Source organism: Caballeronia telluris, assembly GCF_001544495.1.
Lineage (GTDB): Bacteria > Pseudomonadota > Gammaproteobacteria > Burkholderiales > Burkholderiaceae > Caballeronia > Caballeronia telluris.
In genome coordinates, this window is sequence record NZ_FCNZ02000016.1 from 1 (window position 1) to 14,585 (window position 14,585).

At 64.1% G+C, this 14,585-nt stretch carries 17 protein-coding genes; 11 read left to right on the plus strand and 6 right to left on the minus strand.

The window, feature by feature from the left end:
• The 5 genes from AWB66_RS20330 to AWB66_RS20350 form a co-directional block, all read left to right on the plus strand.
• Positions 1 to 446, plus strand: a 446-nt coding sequence (locus AWB66_RS20330; protein ID WP_125469758.1) for an MFS transporter, incomplete at its 5' end; no start/stop codon positions are given.
• A complete protein-coding gene (locus AWB66_RS20335; RefSeq protein ID WP_087632112.1) occupies positions 443 to 1,438 on the plus strand; it encodes a LysR family transcriptional regulator in 996 nt (331 codons plus the stop codon). The genes AWB66_RS20330 and AWB66_RS20335, both read left to right, overlap by 4 nt.
• A 215-nt stretch (positions 1,439 to 1,653) precedes the next feature.
• The gene (locus AWB66_RS20340; RefSeq protein ID WP_087631985.1) at positions 1,654 to 2,667 is read left to right on the plus strand and encodes a 2-dehydropantoate 2-reductase; all 1,014 of its coding nucleotides are present in this window, start codon (positions 1,654 to 1,656) and stop codon (positions 2,665 to 2,667) included.
• A gap of 113 nt (positions 2,668 to 2,780) precedes the next feature.
• Positions 2,781 to 3,002, plus strand: coding sequence for a hypothetical protein (locus AWB66_RS20345; protein WP_087631986.1), 222 nt, complete (start codon positions 2,781 to 2,783; stop codon positions 3,000 to 3,002).
• Positions 2,992 to 3,723, plus strand: coding sequence for a GntR family transcriptional regulator (locus AWB66_RS20350; RefSeq protein ID WP_087631987.1), 732 nt, complete (start codon positions 2,992 to 2,994; stop codon positions 3,721 to 3,723). The genes AWB66_RS20345 and AWB66_RS20350 overlap by 11 nt, the downstream gene beginning before the upstream one ends.
• Positions 3,724 to 3,783: 60 nt before the next feature.
• Here AWB66_RS20350 and sucD read toward each other — a convergent pair whose 3' ends face one another.
• Positions 3,784 to 4,656, minus strand: coding sequence for a succinate--CoA ligase subunit alpha (gene sucD / locus AWB66_RS20355; RefSeq protein WP_087631988.1), 873 nt, complete (start codon positions 4,654 to 4,656; stop codon positions 3,784 to 3,786).
• 11 nt (positions 4,657 to 4,667) lie between these two features.
• Positions 4,668 to 5,867: an ADP-forming succinate--CoA ligase subunit beta gene (gene sucC, locus AWB66_RS20360; protein WP_087631989.1), complete on the minus strand. Its 1,200-nt coding sequence runs from the start codon at positions 5,865 to 5,867 to the stop codon at positions 4,668 to 4,670.
• A 424-nt stretch (positions 5,868 to 6,291) separates the two neighbouring features.
• Between sucC and frc the strand changes: the two genes are divergently transcribed.
• Genes frc through AWB66_RS20375 form a run of 3 tightly spaced genes read left to right on the plus strand, consistent with a single transcriptional unit; the run spans position 6,292 to position 9,113 of the window.
• Positions 6,292 to 7,539: a formyl-CoA transferase gene (frc, locus tag AWB66_RS20365; RefSeq protein ID WP_087631990.1), complete on the plus strand. Its 1,248-nt coding sequence runs from the start codon at positions 6,292 to 6,294 to the stop codon at positions 7,537 to 7,539.
• A gap of 46 nt (positions 7,540 to 7,585) precedes the next feature.
• The gene (locus AWB66_RS20370) at positions 7,586 to 8,365 is read left to right on the plus strand and encodes a fumarylacetoacetate hydrolase family protein (protein WP_087631991.1); all 780 of its coding nucleotides are present in this window, start codon (positions 7,586 to 7,588) and stop codon (positions 8,363 to 8,365) included.
• A 16-nt stretch (positions 8,366 to 8,381) separates the two neighbouring features.
• Positions 8,382 to 9,113, plus strand: a complete 732-nt coding sequence (locus tag AWB66_RS20375) for a hypothetical protein (RefSeq protein ID WP_087631992.1) — start codon at positions 8,382 to 8,384, stop codon at positions 9,111 to 9,113.
• A gap of 91 nt (positions 9,114 to 9,204) precedes the next feature.
• Here the strand turns inward: AWB66_RS20375 and AWB66_RS20380 are convergent, their stop codons facing one another.
• The 3 genes from AWB66_RS20380 to AWB66_RS20390 form a co-directional block, all read right to left on the minus strand.
• Positions 9,205 to 9,459, minus strand: a complete 255-nt coding sequence (locus AWB66_RS20380) for a CsbD family protein (protein ID WP_087631993.1) — start codon at positions 9,457 to 9,459, stop codon at positions 9,205 to 9,207.
• 117 nt (positions 9,460 to 9,576) lie between these two features.
• Positions 9,577 to 9,933, minus strand: a complete 357-nt coding sequence (locus tag AWB66_RS20385) for a response regulator (protein ID WP_087631994.1) — start codon at positions 9,931 to 9,933, stop codon at positions 9,577 to 9,579.
• Complete coding sequence (locus AWB66_RS20390) at positions 9,930 to 11,441, minus strand: ATPase domain-containing protein (RefSeq protein ID WP_087631995.1); 1,512 nt, start codon at positions 11,439 to 11,441, stop codon at positions 9,930 to 9,932. The genes AWB66_RS20385 and AWB66_RS20390 overlap by 4 nt, the downstream gene beginning before the upstream one ends.
• Positions 11,442 to 11,851: 410 nt before the next feature.
• Here AWB66_RS20390 and AWB66_RS20395 point away from each other — a divergent pair, with 410 nt between their 5' ends.
• The 3 genes from AWB66_RS20395 to AWB66_RS20405 all read left to right on the plus strand — a co-directional run bounded on the left by AWB66_RS20395 (position 11,852) and on the right by AWB66_RS20405 (position 13,983).
• Complete coding sequence (locus AWB66_RS20395) at positions 11,852 to 12,145, plus strand: hypothetical protein (protein WP_125469759.1); 294 nt, start codon at positions 11,852 to 11,854, stop codon at positions 12,143 to 12,145.
• A gap of 122 nt (positions 12,146 to 12,267) precedes the next feature.
• Positions 12,268 to 12,942, plus strand: a complete 675-nt coding sequence (locus tag AWB66_RS20400) for a DUF2968 domain-containing protein (protein ID WP_087631997.1) — start codon at positions 12,268 to 12,270, stop codon at positions 12,940 to 12,942.
• 333 nt (positions 12,943 to 13,275) lie between these two features.
• The gene (locus tag AWB66_RS20405) at positions 13,276 to 13,983 is read left to right on the plus strand and encodes an OmpA family protein (RefSeq protein ID WP_087631998.1); all 708 of its coding nucleotides are present in this window, start codon (positions 13,276 to 13,278) and stop codon (positions 13,981 to 13,983) included.
• A 79-nt stretch (positions 13,984 to 14,062) separates the two neighbouring features.
• On the opposite strand, the gene AWB66_RS20410 is transcribed toward AWB66_RS20405, so the two are convergent.
• Entirely contained in the window at positions 14,063 to 14,578 is a 516-nt protein-coding gene (locus AWB66_RS20410; RefSeq protein WP_087631999.1) for a methylated-DNA--[protein]-cysteine S-methyltransferase, read from the minus strand.
• Positions 14,579 to 14,585: the final 7 nt, after the last annotated feature.

Genomic DNA, 14,585 nt, shown 5'->3' on the forward strand with positions numbered 1-14,585 from the left:
AGAACACGATGTTCGTGATCTTTCTCGGTGAAGGCGCGGCGTTGCTCGGCCTGATGTACTTCGGCCACAACCCGTATCTGTTCATGTTCTTCGCCGCGATGATCTTCCTGTGCTGGGGCGAGATTTTCTCGATCTTCCCGGCGACCTGCGCCGATACCTTCGGCAGCAAGTACGCCGCGGCCAACGCCGGCACGCTGTACACGGCGAAGGGCACGGCATCGATGCTGGTGCCGGTGGCGTCGCTGCTGTCGGCGGTGGGCGGCTGGAACGCGGTGTTCATCTGCGCAGCGGGCATCTCGATCGCCGCGGCGATCGCAGCCAAGTTCCTGCTCGCGCCGATGAGAAAGCGCTGGATCAACAACACGGTCGAACAGACCTCGAATTCGGTCGACGCTTCGTTCCAGGCGGCGTGGTCCGAGGCGCCGCGCAACTCGTCCGCGCGATGAGCACGCTGAGCGAACCGCGTCCGGATGTGCGCGACGCCACGCCGGACACCGCGCAGGTCGCGAAGGCGCTGAGCGTGTCGCTGCATCAGCTGCGTCTTTTCATCACGCTCGCGCGGCATCGCAGCTTCACGCGCGCGGGCGATGAATTCGGCATCACGCAGTCGGCGGTGAGCCGCAGCATCCGCGAACTGGAGGACGAAATTGCGTTGCGGCTCTTCGACCGGACGACGCGCCAGGTCGCGCTGACCGACGCCGGACGCAAGCTGATCGCGCGGGTCGCGCCGCTCGTCGAGGAACTCGAAGCGACCTTGCGGCCGCGTTCGGGCGACAGCGCGGAGCCGGGCATCGTCCAGTTCGCGAGCAGTTCCAGCCTGACGGCGAGCGTCTTGCCGGCGTGGCTGGCGTCGTGCGCGGCGAGCCATCCCGATTTGTCGATCGCGCTCGTCGACCGGCCGCAGAACCAGGTGCTGCAACTCGTGCGCGCCGGCGAGGCGGATCTGGGCGTCGTGATCGCGCCGGACAACGTGAGCGAACTCGTCGCCGAACCGCTCTTCGACGACCCGTTGTGCGCGCTGGTGCCGGCGTGTCATCCGCTCGCGTCGCAGCGCAGCGCCCACTGGCGCGCCTTGCGCGGCGCATCGCTGCTGGTGCTCGACGACGACGCCGACAGCCACGCCGCCACCGAGCGTGCGCTGATGCTGCACGACGTCGCCGGAACGACGCGCCAGCGGCTCGCGCAGGCGCAGTCCGTGGTGCAGATGGTCGAAGCGGGGCTCGGCATCGGCGTCATGCCGATGCACGCGTGCGCGGCGTGGGCCGGGCGCGGCGTGCAGGCAGTGGTGCTCACGCCCGAAGCATCGCGGTCCATCATGCTCGTGCGGCGCAAAGGCCGCGCGCTACGCGCCGGCGCGGCACACGTGTGGGCGCACGTCGTCGCGGCGTCGCTTGCGCGGCGCTCCGCATCGCCGACGCTTCGGGCCGTCCCGGCCTGATCCCTATCCGGCGAAGACGCGCGCCACGCCGCGCTGCTTCGCCGACCCGAATTCCCCGCAGCCAAGCCAGCATTGACTTCATCGACACGCGCGCGAACCCTTCGCGAGCGCGGGTTTGCGCTTGTCTGCGAGGACACAAATCGCCTTGTTTAGTGGCATTGTGGAATGTAGTATGTTGTATATCAGAAGGCAAATAATCACCTTAGGAGACGAGCATGAAGATCTGCGTGTACGGAGCGGGAGCAATCGGTGGCTATATGGGCGCGCAACTCGCGCGCGCGGGCGCGGACGTGAGTTTCGTCGCGCGCGGACCGCACCTCGCGGCGATGCAGGCGAACGGCGTGCGCCTGCAAATCGACGGCCAGGAGCACACGGTCAAGGTCCGCTGCACCAACAATCCGGCGGAACTCGGCCCGCAGGATTACGTGATCATCGCGTTGAAGGCGCATTCGGTGCCGGGCGTCGTCGATCTGATCGCGCCTCTGCTCGGGCCGGATACGGCGGTCGTCACCGCGGTGAACGGCTTGCCCTACTGGTATTTCTACAATCACGGCGGCGAGCTGGCCGGCACGACGTTGCAGTCGATCGACCCGGGCGGCAAGCAGTGGAAAGTGCTCGGACCGGAACGCGCGATCGGCTGCGTGCTGCTGCCGGCGGCCGAAATCGCGGAGCCGGGCGTCATCAAGCATGTATACGGCAAGAAATTCCCGATCGGCGAGCCGAGCGGCGAAGTCACGCCGCGTCTGCAGGCGTTCCACGACATCATGGCCGCCGCCGACATGGAAGCGCCGATGCGCAACAATATCCGCGATGAAATCTGGCTCAAGCTCTGGGGCAACCTGTGCTTCAACCCGATCAGCGCGCTGACGGGCGCCACACTCGACGTGCTGACGAGCGATCCGGGCACGCGCGCGCTGTCGAAGTCGATGATGCTGGAAGCGAAGGCGATCGGCGACAAGATCGGCGTGAATTTTCGCGTCGACGTGGAAAAGCGCATCAACGGTGCGGGCGCGGTGGGCGCGCACAAGACCTCGATGCTGATGGACTGCGAGGCCGGCCGGCCGATGGAAATCGATCCGCTGATGACCGTCGTGCAGGAAATCGGGCGGCTGGTTCACGTCGAAACGCCGATGCTCGATGCGGTCCTCGCATTGATCAAATTGCGCGAGGGCGTCAATCAGGGCACGGCGGTCGCGCAACCGCCGACGGAAACGCAAAAAGCCGCCTAAACTGCTTGTAAGCGGACGCTGTTGTTTCTGATATACAAGATGCAAAATATGTTGCGTCGTGATGCGACGCAACATATACTGGAGGCTCCTAAGTACTTACCCGGAGCATTCAAATGAGCATCGCATTAGTCGTCGTGTTGGGAATCGCTTTGATGGCCATTGGCGTGAGCGTTACGTTTATGATTGCATCGTCGGTGCCGCAGTCCATGTTGCAGCGCGCATCGGATCACGGTCGGTTTGCCGGCTTGGCGGCGGACGATCAGAACGGCGGATCGGGCAAGCGTGTGTCGACCGGCCAGCCGCAATTGGGAAATCGAACCATCAATGCCATCTGATACTCAATCTGTAGACAGACCCGAGCTTCGTCCCGCAGGACTGACGCTCTCGCTAGAACCGATCAATGCCACGGTTTCGCTGCGCGATCAGGCGTACGCGAAACTGCGGCAAGCGATCGCGGAGGCGGATATCTATCGCTCGCGCGAAGAAATCCGGCTCGACGAAAAAGAATTGACGGAGGCGCTCGGCGTAAGCCGCACGCCCATCCGCGAAGCGATGACGCTGCTCGAGCAGGAAGGCTTCCTGCGCACGGTGCCGCGTCGTGGCGTATACATATTGCGCAAGACGAAGCGTGAAATCGTCGAAATGATTCACATGTGGGCGGCGCTCGAGAGCATGGCCGCGCGCCTCGCCACGCAGCGCGCGACGGACGCGGAAATCGCCGGGTTGCGCCACATGTTCGACAATTTTCGCGACGCGACGCCCGCCGAACACATCGACGAGTATTCGGAGGCGAACATCGCCTTTCACCAGGCGATCGTTCAGCTGGGCAAGTCGCAGATCATCTTCGACACCATCAAGAACATCTTCGTGCACGTGCGCGCGATCCGGAAGATGACGATTTCGCAGAGCGACCGCGCGTCGCGCTCGATCGTCGATCACATGCGGATCATCGAAGCGCTTGAAAAGCGCGATACCGAACTGGTCGAGCGGCTGGTTCGCCAGCATTCGCTCGATCTGGCCGCGTTCGTCGAGGCGAATTGCGACTTTCTCGACTGAAAGCCGAGCGTTACGTAGAAATGGAAAGCCGTCCGGCCTCGCGCCGGACGGCTTTTTTGTTTAGCGCATCGCGTGCAGCATCGTTTCGCCCAGTGCGGCGGGCGAATCGGCGACGTAAATGCCGGCCGATTTCATCGCGTCGATCTTCGCGCCCGCCGTGCCCGCGCCGCCGGAAATGATCGCGCCCGCGTGGCCCATGCGCCGGCCGGGCGGCGCCGTCTTCCCGGCGATAAAGCCGACCACCGGCTTCTTCGTGCCCGATTCCTTCAGGAACTGCGCCGCTTCCTCCTCCGCCGATCCGCCAATTTCGCCGATCATAATGATGCCTTCGGTGGCGTCGTCGGCGAGGAAGAGCGCGAGGCAATCGATGAAATTCGTCCCGTTGACCGGATCGCCGCCGATGCCGATGCACGTCGTCTGGCCGAGGCGGGCTGCCGTCGTCTGTGCGACCGCCTCATAAGTGAGCGTGCCGGAACGCGACACCACGCCGATTTTCCCGGGCAGGTGAATGTGTCCCGGCATGATGCCGATCTTGCATTCGCCCGGCGTGATGACGCCCGGGCAGTTCGGCCCGACGAGCCGGCTCGCCGACCCCGCGAGCGCCCGCTTCACGCGCAGCATGTCGAGCACCGGAATGCCCTCGGTGATGCAGACGATCAGCGGCACTTCGGCATCGACGGCTTCGAGGATCGCGTCGGCCGCGAACGGCGGCGGCACGTAGATCACGGACGCGTCCGCGCCCGTCTTGTGGACGGCCTGCGCGACGGTATCGAAAACCGGCAGGTCGAGATGCGTCGTGCCGCCCTTGCCGGGCGTCACGCCGCCGACCATGCGCGTGCCGTAGGCGATCGCCTGCTCGGAGTGAAACGTGCCCTGCGCGCCGGTGAAGCCCTGGCAAATCACCTTCGTGTTCTTGTCGATCAATACGCTCATGATTTTTCCCCTTATTGGCGTGCGGCGGCGACGGCGCTGACGATCTTGTCGGCGGCGTCGGCCAGGTTTTCTGCGGGAATGATCGTGAGGCCGGACGTGCGCAGGATGTCGCGGCCGGCGTCGACGTTCGTCCCGGCGAGCCGCACGACGAGCGGCACGTGCAGGTTCACCTCGCGCGCCGCCGCGACCACGCCTTGCGCGATCACGTCGCAGCGCATGATGCCGCCGAAGATGTTGACCAGAATTCCTTCGACTTTCGGATCGCGCAGGATCAGCTTGAACGCCGTCGAGACGCGTTCCTGCGTCGCGCCGCCGCCGACGTCGAGAAAATTCGCCGGTTCGCCGCCATAGAGCTTGATGATGTCCATCGTCGCCATCGCGAGGCCGGCGCCGTTCACCATGCAGCCGATATTGCCGTCGAGTTTCACGTAGTTCAGGCCGTGCTTCGCCGCTTCGATTTCGGCCGGTTCTTCTTCGTCTTCGTCGCGCAGCGCTTCGATGTCGGGATGGCGGAAGAGGGCGTTGTCGTCGAAATTGAGCTTGGCGTCGAGCGCGATCACGCTGCCTTCGCCCGTCACGACGAGCGGGTTGACCTCGACGATGGACGCGTCCAGATCGACGAACGCCTGATAGAGCGCCGCAATAAACTTCGACGCCGCGCCGACCTGCTTGCCCGACAGGCCGAGTCCGAACGCGATCTGACGCGCGTGGAACGGCTGTAGCCCGGTGGCCGGATCGATAGCGACCTTGAGAATTTTCTCGGGCGTCCGATGCGCGACTTCCTCGATTTCCATGCCGCCTTCGGTCGACGCCATGATCGTGATGCGCGATGACGCGCGATCGACGAGCATGCCGAGATACAGTTCGCGCGCGATGTCGCAGCCTTCTTCGACATAAAGCCGCTTCACTTCCTTGCCGGCGGGCCCGGTTTGCTTCGTCACGAGCACCGACGACAGCATCTGCTGCGCGTTCGACCTCACGTCCTCGACCGACTTCAGCACGCGCACGCCGCCTTTGCCCTCGGGATCGTTGGTGAAACGGCCGGCGCCGCGTCCGCCCGCGTGAATCTGCGATTTCACGACCCACACCGGCCCGCCGAGCGCGTTCGCCGCATCGGCGGCTTCCTGCGCCGAAAACGCGACTCGCCCCTCTGGCACCGCCACGCCGTACTGCCGCAACAGGGCCTTCGCCTGATACTCATGGATGTTCATTGCGTCTCCTGATGTTCTGAACAGAATGAAGCGCCAGGCGATGATGGGCCAAAGTCGAGCGCTGAAATATGATATATCACATTTCACAGAGACCAAAAGGACGATTTGACCGAAAGCGACGATGCCGGAAGTAAGCAGCAGTTTAACGACCAATCGATGCGGATTACGCGCAAGCGGCTTTTGCTGCGACGCAGGATGCTTGTGCCTAAGAACGAAGCCTGATAAGCGTTGCAAACGATGTTGCACCGCACTACAGGGTTTCGGAGATGGCCCGAACGCTTGACTAATACTGTGTGTGGAATATTGTATATCACAACGGATCGACGGCTGGCGCAGCGCGCTGCTGTCCCCAGCGCCCAAAAAACGACGGGCACGCGCGATCGACACATATATAGAACGGATACGAAACGAAAGGGAGACGGCAATGGGCAAGGCACTGGATGGTGTGCGCATCCTCGATTTCACGCACGTTCAATCGGGTCCGACCTGCACGCAGTTGCTCGCGTGGTTCGGGGCGGACGTGATCAAGGTCGAGCGCGCGGGTACGGGCGACATCACGCGGGAGCAACTGCGCGACATTCCCGACGCGGACAGCCTCTACTTCACGATGCTCAACCACAACAAGCGCTCGGTCACGATCGACACCAAGAACCCGGAAGGCAAGAAGGTTCTCGAAGCGCTGATCAAGAAATGCGACGTGATGGTCGAAAACTTCGCGCCCGGCGCGCTCGATCGCATGGGCTTCACGTGGGAGCGCATCCAGGAACTGAATCCGGCGATGATCGTCGCGTCGGTGAAGGGTTTCGGCCCCGGGCCTTACGAAGACTGCAAGGTCTACGAGAACGTCGCGCAATGCGCCGGCGGCGCGGCCTCGACGACCGGTTTCGACGACGGCCCGCCCGTCGTGTCCGGCGCGCAGATCGGCGACTCGGGCACGGGGCTGCATCTGGCGCTTGGCATCGTCGCGGCGCTTTATCAGCGCAAAACCACCGGACGCGGCCAGAAAGTGCTCGCCGCGATGCAGGACGGCGTGCTCAACCTGTGCCGCGTGAAGCTGCGCGATCAGCAGCGGCTCGAACGCACCGGCGTCATGAAGGAATATCCGCAATATCCGAACGGCACTTTCGGCGACGCCGTGCCGCGCGCGGGCAACGCCTCGGGCGGCGGCCAGCCGGGCTGGATTTTGAAGTGCAAGGGCTGGGAAACCGATCCGAACGCGTACATCTACTTCATCACGCAGGCGCCGGTCTGGGGCGAAATTTGCAAGGTGATCGGCCGCGAAGAGTGGATTGATCATCCCGATTACAAGACGGCCGCCGCGCGCCTGCCGCACCTGAAGGACATTTTCGCTGAAGTCGAGCGCTGGACGATGTCGAAGACCAAGTTCCAGGCGATGGAAATCCTCAACAAGCACGACATTCCGTGCGGCCCGATCCTGTCGATGAAGGAAATTGCCGAAGACGAGTCGCTGCGCAAGACCGGGACGATCGTCGAAGTCGATCATCCGGTGCGCGGCAAGTACCTGACGGTCGGCAACCCGATCAAGCTCTCCGACAGCCCGACCGACGTTACGCGCTCGCCGCTGCTCGGCGAGCACACCGACGAAGTGATGGCGGAACTCGGCTACAACGCCGACCAGATCGCGACGCTTAAAAGCCTCGGCGCGATCTGAGCGCGAAAGCCTGAACGTCCCAACCAACACTTTCAAGGAAAGCTTCGTGACCAACTGGATCCGCTTTCGCGATGCCGAGGGCCGCATCGGCTTCGGCACGCTCGATCAGCATGCACTTCGCGTCCTTCAATACGACGGCTCGCTCTTCGAAAAGCCCAAGCCCACCAACCATTCGTTTGCGCTCAGTGAAGTGACGCTGCTCGCGCCTTGCCAGCCGAGCAAGTGCGTGGCGCTCTGGAACAACTTCTATGCGCTGTCGCAGAAACTCGACAAGGCGCCGCCGAAACATCCGCTCTTCCTCATCAAGCCGCCGATGTCGGTGATCGGGCCGGACGCGGACATTCGCCGCCCGAAGAGCTATCAGGGCAAGATCGCCTATGAAGGCGAACTCGGCATCGTGATCGGCAAGACGTGCAGCAACGCGAGCGTCGAGGAAGCGGAAAGCGCGATCTTCGGCTACACGTGCGTGAACGACGTCACCGCGATCGAATTGCTGCAGGAAGATCCGAACTTCGCGCAATGGTGCCGCGCGAAGGGCTTCGACACGTTCAGCTGCCTCGGACCGACCATCGCCACCGGCTTCGACTGGCGCGCCGCGCACGTCGTGACAACGCTCGACGGCGTGGAGCGCCAGAACTATCCGCTCGACGACATGATCTTCTCGCCCGCCGAGCAGGTCGCGATGGTTTCCGCCGACATGACCCTCGTGCCCGGCGACGTCATCATGTGCGGCACGTCGATCGGCGTCGGCTCGATCAAGGACGGCTCGACCGTCGATGTGACGATCGCAGGAATCGGCAAGCTCTCGAACCGGCTCGCGGCATAGCGCAGGCAGACGCGCCATGTTCGATGCCCTCGACGGCGCGCTCTGCGTGCTGGCTGTCGTCGCGACGATGGAGGCGCTCCGCGCGAGCGGCGGCATCTCCGCGGCGCGGCGGCGCGTGCTGTGGGAAATCGGCGCGATGGGCGCGCTCGTCGTGCTCGCGCATGCGGCCGGCGGCGGCACATCAGCCGTGTTGTCGATGATCGTCGCGCTCGGCATCGCGGGCGGTGCGGCGGCGGTGTGCGCGCGCTTCGGGATCGATCGCGCGCCGCGCCTCTCGCGCCTGCCCGGCATGATCGCGGCGGCGGCGCTCGCGTCGACGCTCTTCGCCAAGCCGGACGAGCCGGTTGCCGCGTTGATCGGCGCGAGCGTTGCGGTCGCCGGCGCCGCGCTGCTGTCGCGGCTGCGCTTCGCGATAAAAGACGCGTCGCTCGCCAGCTCGCTGCACTTCGCCTGCGCGGGCGCGTGCGCCGTGATCGGCTATGCGGCGGGGCAGGAGGCGGGCGCGCTGGCGGTGGTGATCGTGAGCGCGATGGGCGCGCTGATCTTCTCCCACCTGACGATGGCGCTCGCCGGGCCGGTGTGGCCCGGGCTCGTCTCGACGCTCGATGGCTTTGCGGCGTGTTCGGTGGTCGCGGTCGGCATCGTCGCGGGCAGCGGCGCGTTGCTCGTGACGGGCATCGCGCTCGCGATCGGCTGCGCGGCGTCGCATGCGAGCGCGATGCAGTCGCGCGCGAGCTATTCGAAGTAGGCGAGCCTCGCCAGCAAACAAAACGGCGGTTCGCCTTGCAGCGGACCGCCGTTTTTACATGCGACGCGCGACTTCCACGCGCCCGAGTTGCTCAGCGATCGCGGTTCCACAACGCGCCGAGCACGAAGCCGACGGCGGCCGCGATCAGCACACCGTTGATCGGCTGGCTGACGACGGCGGTTCGCACGTTGTCGATGGTCTGGCCGTAGCTCTGCTGGAGCGACCCCAACGCCTGGCGTGCCTTGCCTTCCGCTTGCGTCGAGGCATCACCGGTAATCGCGCCGACTGCGTCCTGCACCTTGCCCGCGACGGTCTGCGCCGCGCCTTCTACCTGATCCTGCACCATGGTGCCTCCCGTTGGAATGAATCGTGTGAATCGAATCCTCAGAGGACTCGACCGAAGATTCCGGCGTGACCGGAACGCTTGTTACAGCACGCTTCGTGCCTAGAAAGCTGCCTGCAATCAAGCCTCGCCGATCAGCCGTACGACCGCGGCGAGCAGATCGTCGATGGAAAACGGCTTGCGATGAAATTCGAGCGCCGCGTGCTCGATCTGCGGCGCCCGCGCGGCCGCGCTCATCAGTACCACGGGCACGTGCGCGAGCGCGCGGTCGCGGGAAAGCTCGCGGATCAGCGCGACGCCGTCCATCTTCGGCATCATCCAGTCGGTGATGATCAGATCGGGCACGCGGTGGCGCGCGCTTTCGAGCGCCGCCAGACCGTTGGAAGCCGTGACGACTTCGTAGCCTTCCATCTGGAGCACGAGGCGCCAGGTGGTCAGGATGTCGAATTCGTCGTCGACGACAAGAATGTTCTTCATGTCCGCGTGCCGGCATCGGACACCGAAAGCGACGGACCGATCGAACCGCGCCCCGACAAAAGCCCGGTCGCGCCGATGAAGCTTTCGCTCACGCGCAGCCCGTGCTCGTCGATGATCAAGCGGCGGATCGCCGAATCGTGCGCGCTCTCGCGCTGCTTGACGACCGAGAGCATCCGGTAGAGCCCGGAATTCGCCTCGACATAGCGCAGCAGCACGATGTTCTCGGTCATCGCGGAGGCGCGCATCGCCTGCGTGTGGACCGCGTCGGTGTAGAGCGGCAGTTCCTCGGTCAGGAGCGCCGTGACGCCCGCCTGCCGCAGCCGGTGCGTGAGCGCGTTCAGGAACAGGCCGAAGCGCTCGACGCGGTTCGCCGAATCGTGGAAGCCCTCGATGCCGTCCACGACGAGCCGCGACGCGTTCGTCCGCGTCACGACCGCGATCAGTTCGGCGGCGAGTTCGTCGATCGCGAGTTCCACCGCCGGCTGCCACTGGATCGTGAGGCGGCCGTCCTGCGCGGCGTCCGCGAGCCTGATCGACACGGCCTCGGCCTTCGCGATCAGCCGCTCCGGCGATTCATAGAAGCCGAAATACACGCAGCGCTCGCCGCGCTCGACCCCCGCTTCGAGAAACTTGAGCGCGAGCAGCGTCTTGCCGACGCCGGACGGCCCGATCAGCGTCGTCGTCGAGCCCTTCACGACGCCGCCGCCCAACATCGCGTCGAATTCGGGCATGCCGAAGGCGAGCTTCGTCTTCAAATCCGGCGCGCTTTCCATCAGCGACGGACGCGCTTCGAGGCGCGGGAACGTCACGAGCCCGTCGCCCGTGATCTTGAAAAAATGCTTGCCGAGCAGATGATCGCGGGCGCGCAGCTTGTGGACCTCGATCTCGCGGGCGCGCCGCATGCCGGTGCTGAAGCGGTTCAGTTCGATCAGGCCGTCGACGAGCGTGTGTTCCGGATGCGGCTCGTTGCCGGAGAGCGGCGCGAGGATCACGGTGGTGCAGCGCGCGGCCGTGACGAACGCGCTCAGTTCGTGGATGAACTGCGAGAGTTCGAGTTCCGTCGTGCTGAATTCGCGAGCGCTGCGAAAGCCGTCGATCACCATGAAGCGCGGGCGGTTCGCCTTGATCGTCGCGGCGATTAGCGCGAGAAAGCCCGACAGGCCGTCGCGCATCAGTTCGTGATAGCCGGAGACGAAGAGCATGCGGTCGGAGATCGCGTCGGCGTCGTAGAAGGAGAGCGCGCGCAGGTGGCCGAGGAGTTTCGTGTGCGACTCGGCGATCAGCGTGACGTACAGCACCATGTCGCCTTCGGAGACGCGGTGAAAGCCGATTTGCGACGAAAGAATCGTCTTGCCCGCGCCGGCCATGCCTTCGATCAGGTACAGGCCGCCTTCGACCAGCCCGCCGCCGAGGATGTCGTCGAGGCCCGGAATGCCGGTCGTGATGTTGGTCGCATCGGTCGCGGGCTGGTGAGCCGGCTCCTTCGATGCCGTTTCGTCTTTGATCATTGAATGTGTCTTTGTGTGGCAAAAGCGCCGTGCGAAGGCGAATTATGGCCGAGCAAGCGCCCGGTGTCGCATGGCAATGCGCTTTTGGCGACCAACGCGCAGGCAGAAGCGGTTTGCGCGTTTTCGTTTCCGGTCGACGGCGGTTTGTGCCTCGAGCACGTCCAATCTTGCGGTGGACGCAGCATTTTCTGCGCCCGGCGGGCTCGGCGCCCGTCGATGTCGCACCCGGCGGCGAAGCCGGCAGAGCAGGCAAAGCGATTTGGGACGGCTCCGATGCCCCGGACGCGCCGCGGATGGTCTCATTACGATCCGCCGCGCCAGAACCAAACGGTCCGCGCTTCGCCCACCTTGCCCGCTCATGCACCGGAGACTCGCGCCGAACGCATGCGGTTGCCCAGCCGATCCGATCCATGTCCCCGTCACACCTTGCCGTTGTCGCCGCGATGCTCGTTTCCGGCGCGCTCATCAATATGCCGTCATGCGGGGCGGCCTCGATCGCGGACCCGGACGACATCGTCGATACCGGGATCTTTGCCAAAACCACGCGTTCGGCGGAGCTCGACCGGCACATCGTGGCGAGTCCGCGGGACCTATCGGCAAGTGTGCGGTTCTATTCGCGTCTCGATCGCTGGCGTCACACGGAATCGGAAGATTCCATGCGGACCGATGGGGTCGCGGCCAATCGCTTTAAGGTCCCCAATTAATTCGGGCATTGCGTTAAAACGAGTCGGCAAACTCGTGCCACGCGGTAAAATCTGGAATTCGACGTTTCAAGTCGCCATATCTGAAAAGACCGGGCATTGCTCTCTGAATAGACGGACGCTACATGAATTACAAATCGATCTGCGCAAGCGCCCTGCTGATGACGGGTTTCCTGCTTGCCACCACCGAAGCAACGGCCGCGGGGCCGGCCGGCAATGCGGTCGCCGACATGGGCGGTCGTCGCGACGTTCTTTCGGGCAATACGGACGACGCGCAGCAACAGCCGGCCAGCGGGGATATCGCCGAATTGCAGCAAATGATTCGCGACGGAAAAGTGCGCGAATTGCGCACCACGTATAACGGCAGTTACGGCGCCAGCCTGCTCTACTACCCGGACGAAATGCTTTATTACGTCGCAATGTTTCAACAAAAGAAATTCTGGCGCGTAATCAAGACTCAAAACGATGCCCGCGCGGAATCGGTTTATGCGGATTTTGCGAAGTCGACCATTCAGCTTTCGGACACGGAATTGCGCCGCGTCAAACTGGAAGCAGAAAAGTCTTACGCCGACCGCCTGATCGCCACGCAGCAAAACCGCGCGAGCCGTCTGCAGGCGGACCTCGACGTCGCGCGTGCGCAGCAGAGCCAGGTGGCGGACCGTCAGCAGCAGCAACAGGAGGCGATCCGCGAACTGCGCAACGAGCAGGCGGCGGCGCAGGCGCAACTGCGCGCGTTGCAGGCCCGCGTGCAGGATCTGCAAAAACAGCAGGAAGGCGATCTGCCGACACCAGCGAAGTGAAGCAGATGGGTTTTTCCGGATGACATCCGGGCAGACGAGCGGCCGCCATTGCGGCCGCTCGTCATTTGTGCGCCCGCATCGCTCACATCCGCGCCGTGAGCAAAAAATGCTCGGCAATGAGCTTCGCGGTTTAAGAGTTTTCGCGTGAAAAGGGGCCGATACCCCATGCTAAGATTTCGCGCGATTTTCGGATTCCCGACTAATTCGGTGGTTCGGATCGTCGACAAGAGGCGAATAAGGTGGCTGTGAAGATCGGGTTGCTTTCAAGCGCCCAAGCAGTGCGCATTTGTCTCGATTTTTCAGTCAAGAAATAAGTTCAGAACGGTACCCGAGATGTCCAAAAAACTAGTCATAGCAAGTCTTCTTTCGATCGGCGTGATTGCCGGTTGCACCACCGTCGCCCAAGGACCCAAGTTCAACGTGTATCAGATTCAGACGGCGAACGGCACGAAGGCCTATCGCGCGGAATGCCACGGCGTGTTCGAAGGCGTGGCCGCGTGCGTCGAGGCAGCGCAGCGCGTCTGCGGCGACCAGCCCGCGTACAAGCTCGACACGATGGAGCGCCTGCGCGCCATCAATGAAGATGCCAACGACCCGCGCATCGTCACGTTCCAGTGCGGCGCGCCGCAAGTCGCCACGCCGGCGCCGGTGGCAGCACCCGAACCGGCTGCGCAGCCCGCGCCGGAAGTGCCGCGCCAGATCAACCTGAGCGGCGACGCCAACTTCGCCACCGACAGCGCAACGCTCACGCCGAAAGCCACGGGCACGCTCGACCAGTTCATCCAGGCCGGTCAGAACGTCACGTTCAAGTCGGTGCAGGTCGCGGGCTACACGGACTCGACGGGTTCGGCTGCACATAACCAGCAGCTTTCCGAGCGCCGCGCGCAATCCGTGCTGTCGTATCTGAAGACCCACGGTCTGCGTTCGCAGAACTACGCAGCGCAAGGCTTCGGTGCAGCGAATCCGGTTGCGTCGAACGCGACGTCGGCTGGCCGTGCACAGAACCGCCGCGTCGAGATTCGCGTCAGCACGCAGCAGTAAAGCGCAAGACGCGGTTCGTTAAAAACCCCCGCAAGCCGGTAGGCTTGCGGGGGTTTTTAACATGCGCGTGAGGCGCGATTCAGAACAGGTCGAGTTGCGCGCGTCCCGGGCCGCCTTCGAGGGTGAGCAGATGTTGCTTGCGCTGCACGCCGCCCGCATAACCGGTCAAGGCGCCATCGCCGCCGATCACCCGGTGACACGGCACGATGATCGCCACCGGATTGCGTCCGTTCGCGCCGCCCACCGCCCGCGACGCACCCGGCGGCAAGCCGAGCCGCCGCGCGAGATCGCCGTAGGTCCAGGCGTCGCCGAAAGGAATCTCCTGCAACGCGCTCCACACGCGCAACTGGAACGCCGTGCCGTCGAGTCGCAGCCTCATCGAGAATGCGCGCCGCTCGCCCGCGAAATACGCGTCGATCTGTTCGCGCGCTTCGGCGATCACGCGCGCAGCCGGCGCGTCGTCGGACAAGGTCGGCGCGGCTACGCCCGCCGGGAAATGCTTTTGTCCGATGAAGAAGAGCCCCGTCAGGCTGTCGCCTTCGGCCCGGTACAGGATGTGTCCGAGCGGACTCGGGGCAACATGGCATTCGATCATTTCGCGT

What these genes read in the sequence shown, in the direction of transcription:
- AWB66_RS20385 (WP_087631994.1), bottom strand. Translation starts at nt 9,933, where the DNA reads ATGAAGAACATTCTTGTCGTCGACGACGAATTCGACATCCTGACCACC.
- AWB66_RS20335 (WP_087632112.1), top strand. Translation starts at nt 443, where the DNA reads ATGAGCACGCTGAGCGAACCGCGTCCGGATGTGCGCGACGCCACGCCG.
- AWB66_RS20380 (WP_087631993.1), bottom strand. Translation starts at nt 9,459, where the DNA reads ATGGTGCAGGATCAGGTAGAAGGCGCGGCGCAGACCGTCGCGGGCAAG.
- AWB66_RS20350 (WP_087631987.1), top strand. Translation starts at nt 2,992, where the DNA reads ATGCCATCTGATACTCAATCTGTAGACAGACCCGAGCTTCGTCCCGCA.
- sucC (WP_087631989.1), bottom strand. Translation starts at nt 5,867, where the DNA reads ATGAACATCCATGAGTATCAGGCGAAGGCCCTGTTGCGGCAGTACGGC.
- AWB66_RS20390 (WP_087631995.1), bottom strand. Translation starts at nt 11,441, where the DNA reads ATGATCAAAGACGAAACGGCATCGAAGGAGCCGGCTCACCAGCCCGCG.
- AWB66_RS20345 (WP_087631986.1), top strand. Translation starts at nt 2,781, where the DNA reads ATGAGCATCGCATTAGTCGTCGTGTTGGGAATCGCTTTGATGGCCATT.
- sucD (WP_087631988.1), bottom strand. Translation starts at nt 4,656, where the DNA reads ATGAGCGTATTGATCGACAAGAACACGAAGGTGATTTGCCAGGGCTTC.
- AWB66_RS20405 (WP_087631998.1), top strand. Translation starts at nt 13,276, where the DNA reads ATGTCCAAAAAACTAGTCATAGCAAGTCTTCTTTCGATCGGCGTGATT.
- AWB66_RS20395 (WP_125469759.1), top strand. Translation starts at nt 11,852, where the DNA reads ATGTCCCCGTCACACCTTGCCGTTGTCGCCGCGATGCTCGTTTCCGGC.
- AWB66_RS20410 (WP_087631999.1), bottom strand. Translation starts at nt 14,578, where the DNA reads ATGATCGAATGCCATGTTGCCCCGAGTCCGCTCGGACACATCCTGTAC.
- AWB66_RS20400 (WP_087631997.1), top strand. Translation starts at nt 12,268, where the DNA reads ATGAATTACAAATCGATCTGCGCAAGCGCCCTGCTGATGACGGGTTTC.
- AWB66_RS20375 (WP_087631992.1), top strand. Translation starts at nt 8,382, where the DNA reads ATGTTCGATGCCCTCGACGGCGCGCTCTGCGTGCTGGCTGTCGTCGCG.
- frc (WP_087631990.1), top strand. Translation starts at nt 6,292, where the DNA reads ATGGGCAAGGCACTGGATGGTGTGCGCATCCTCGATTTCACGCACGTT.
- AWB66_RS20340 (WP_087631985.1), top strand. Translation starts at nt 1,654, where the DNA reads ATGAAGATCTGCGTGTACGGAGCGGGAGCAATCGGTGGCTATATGGGC.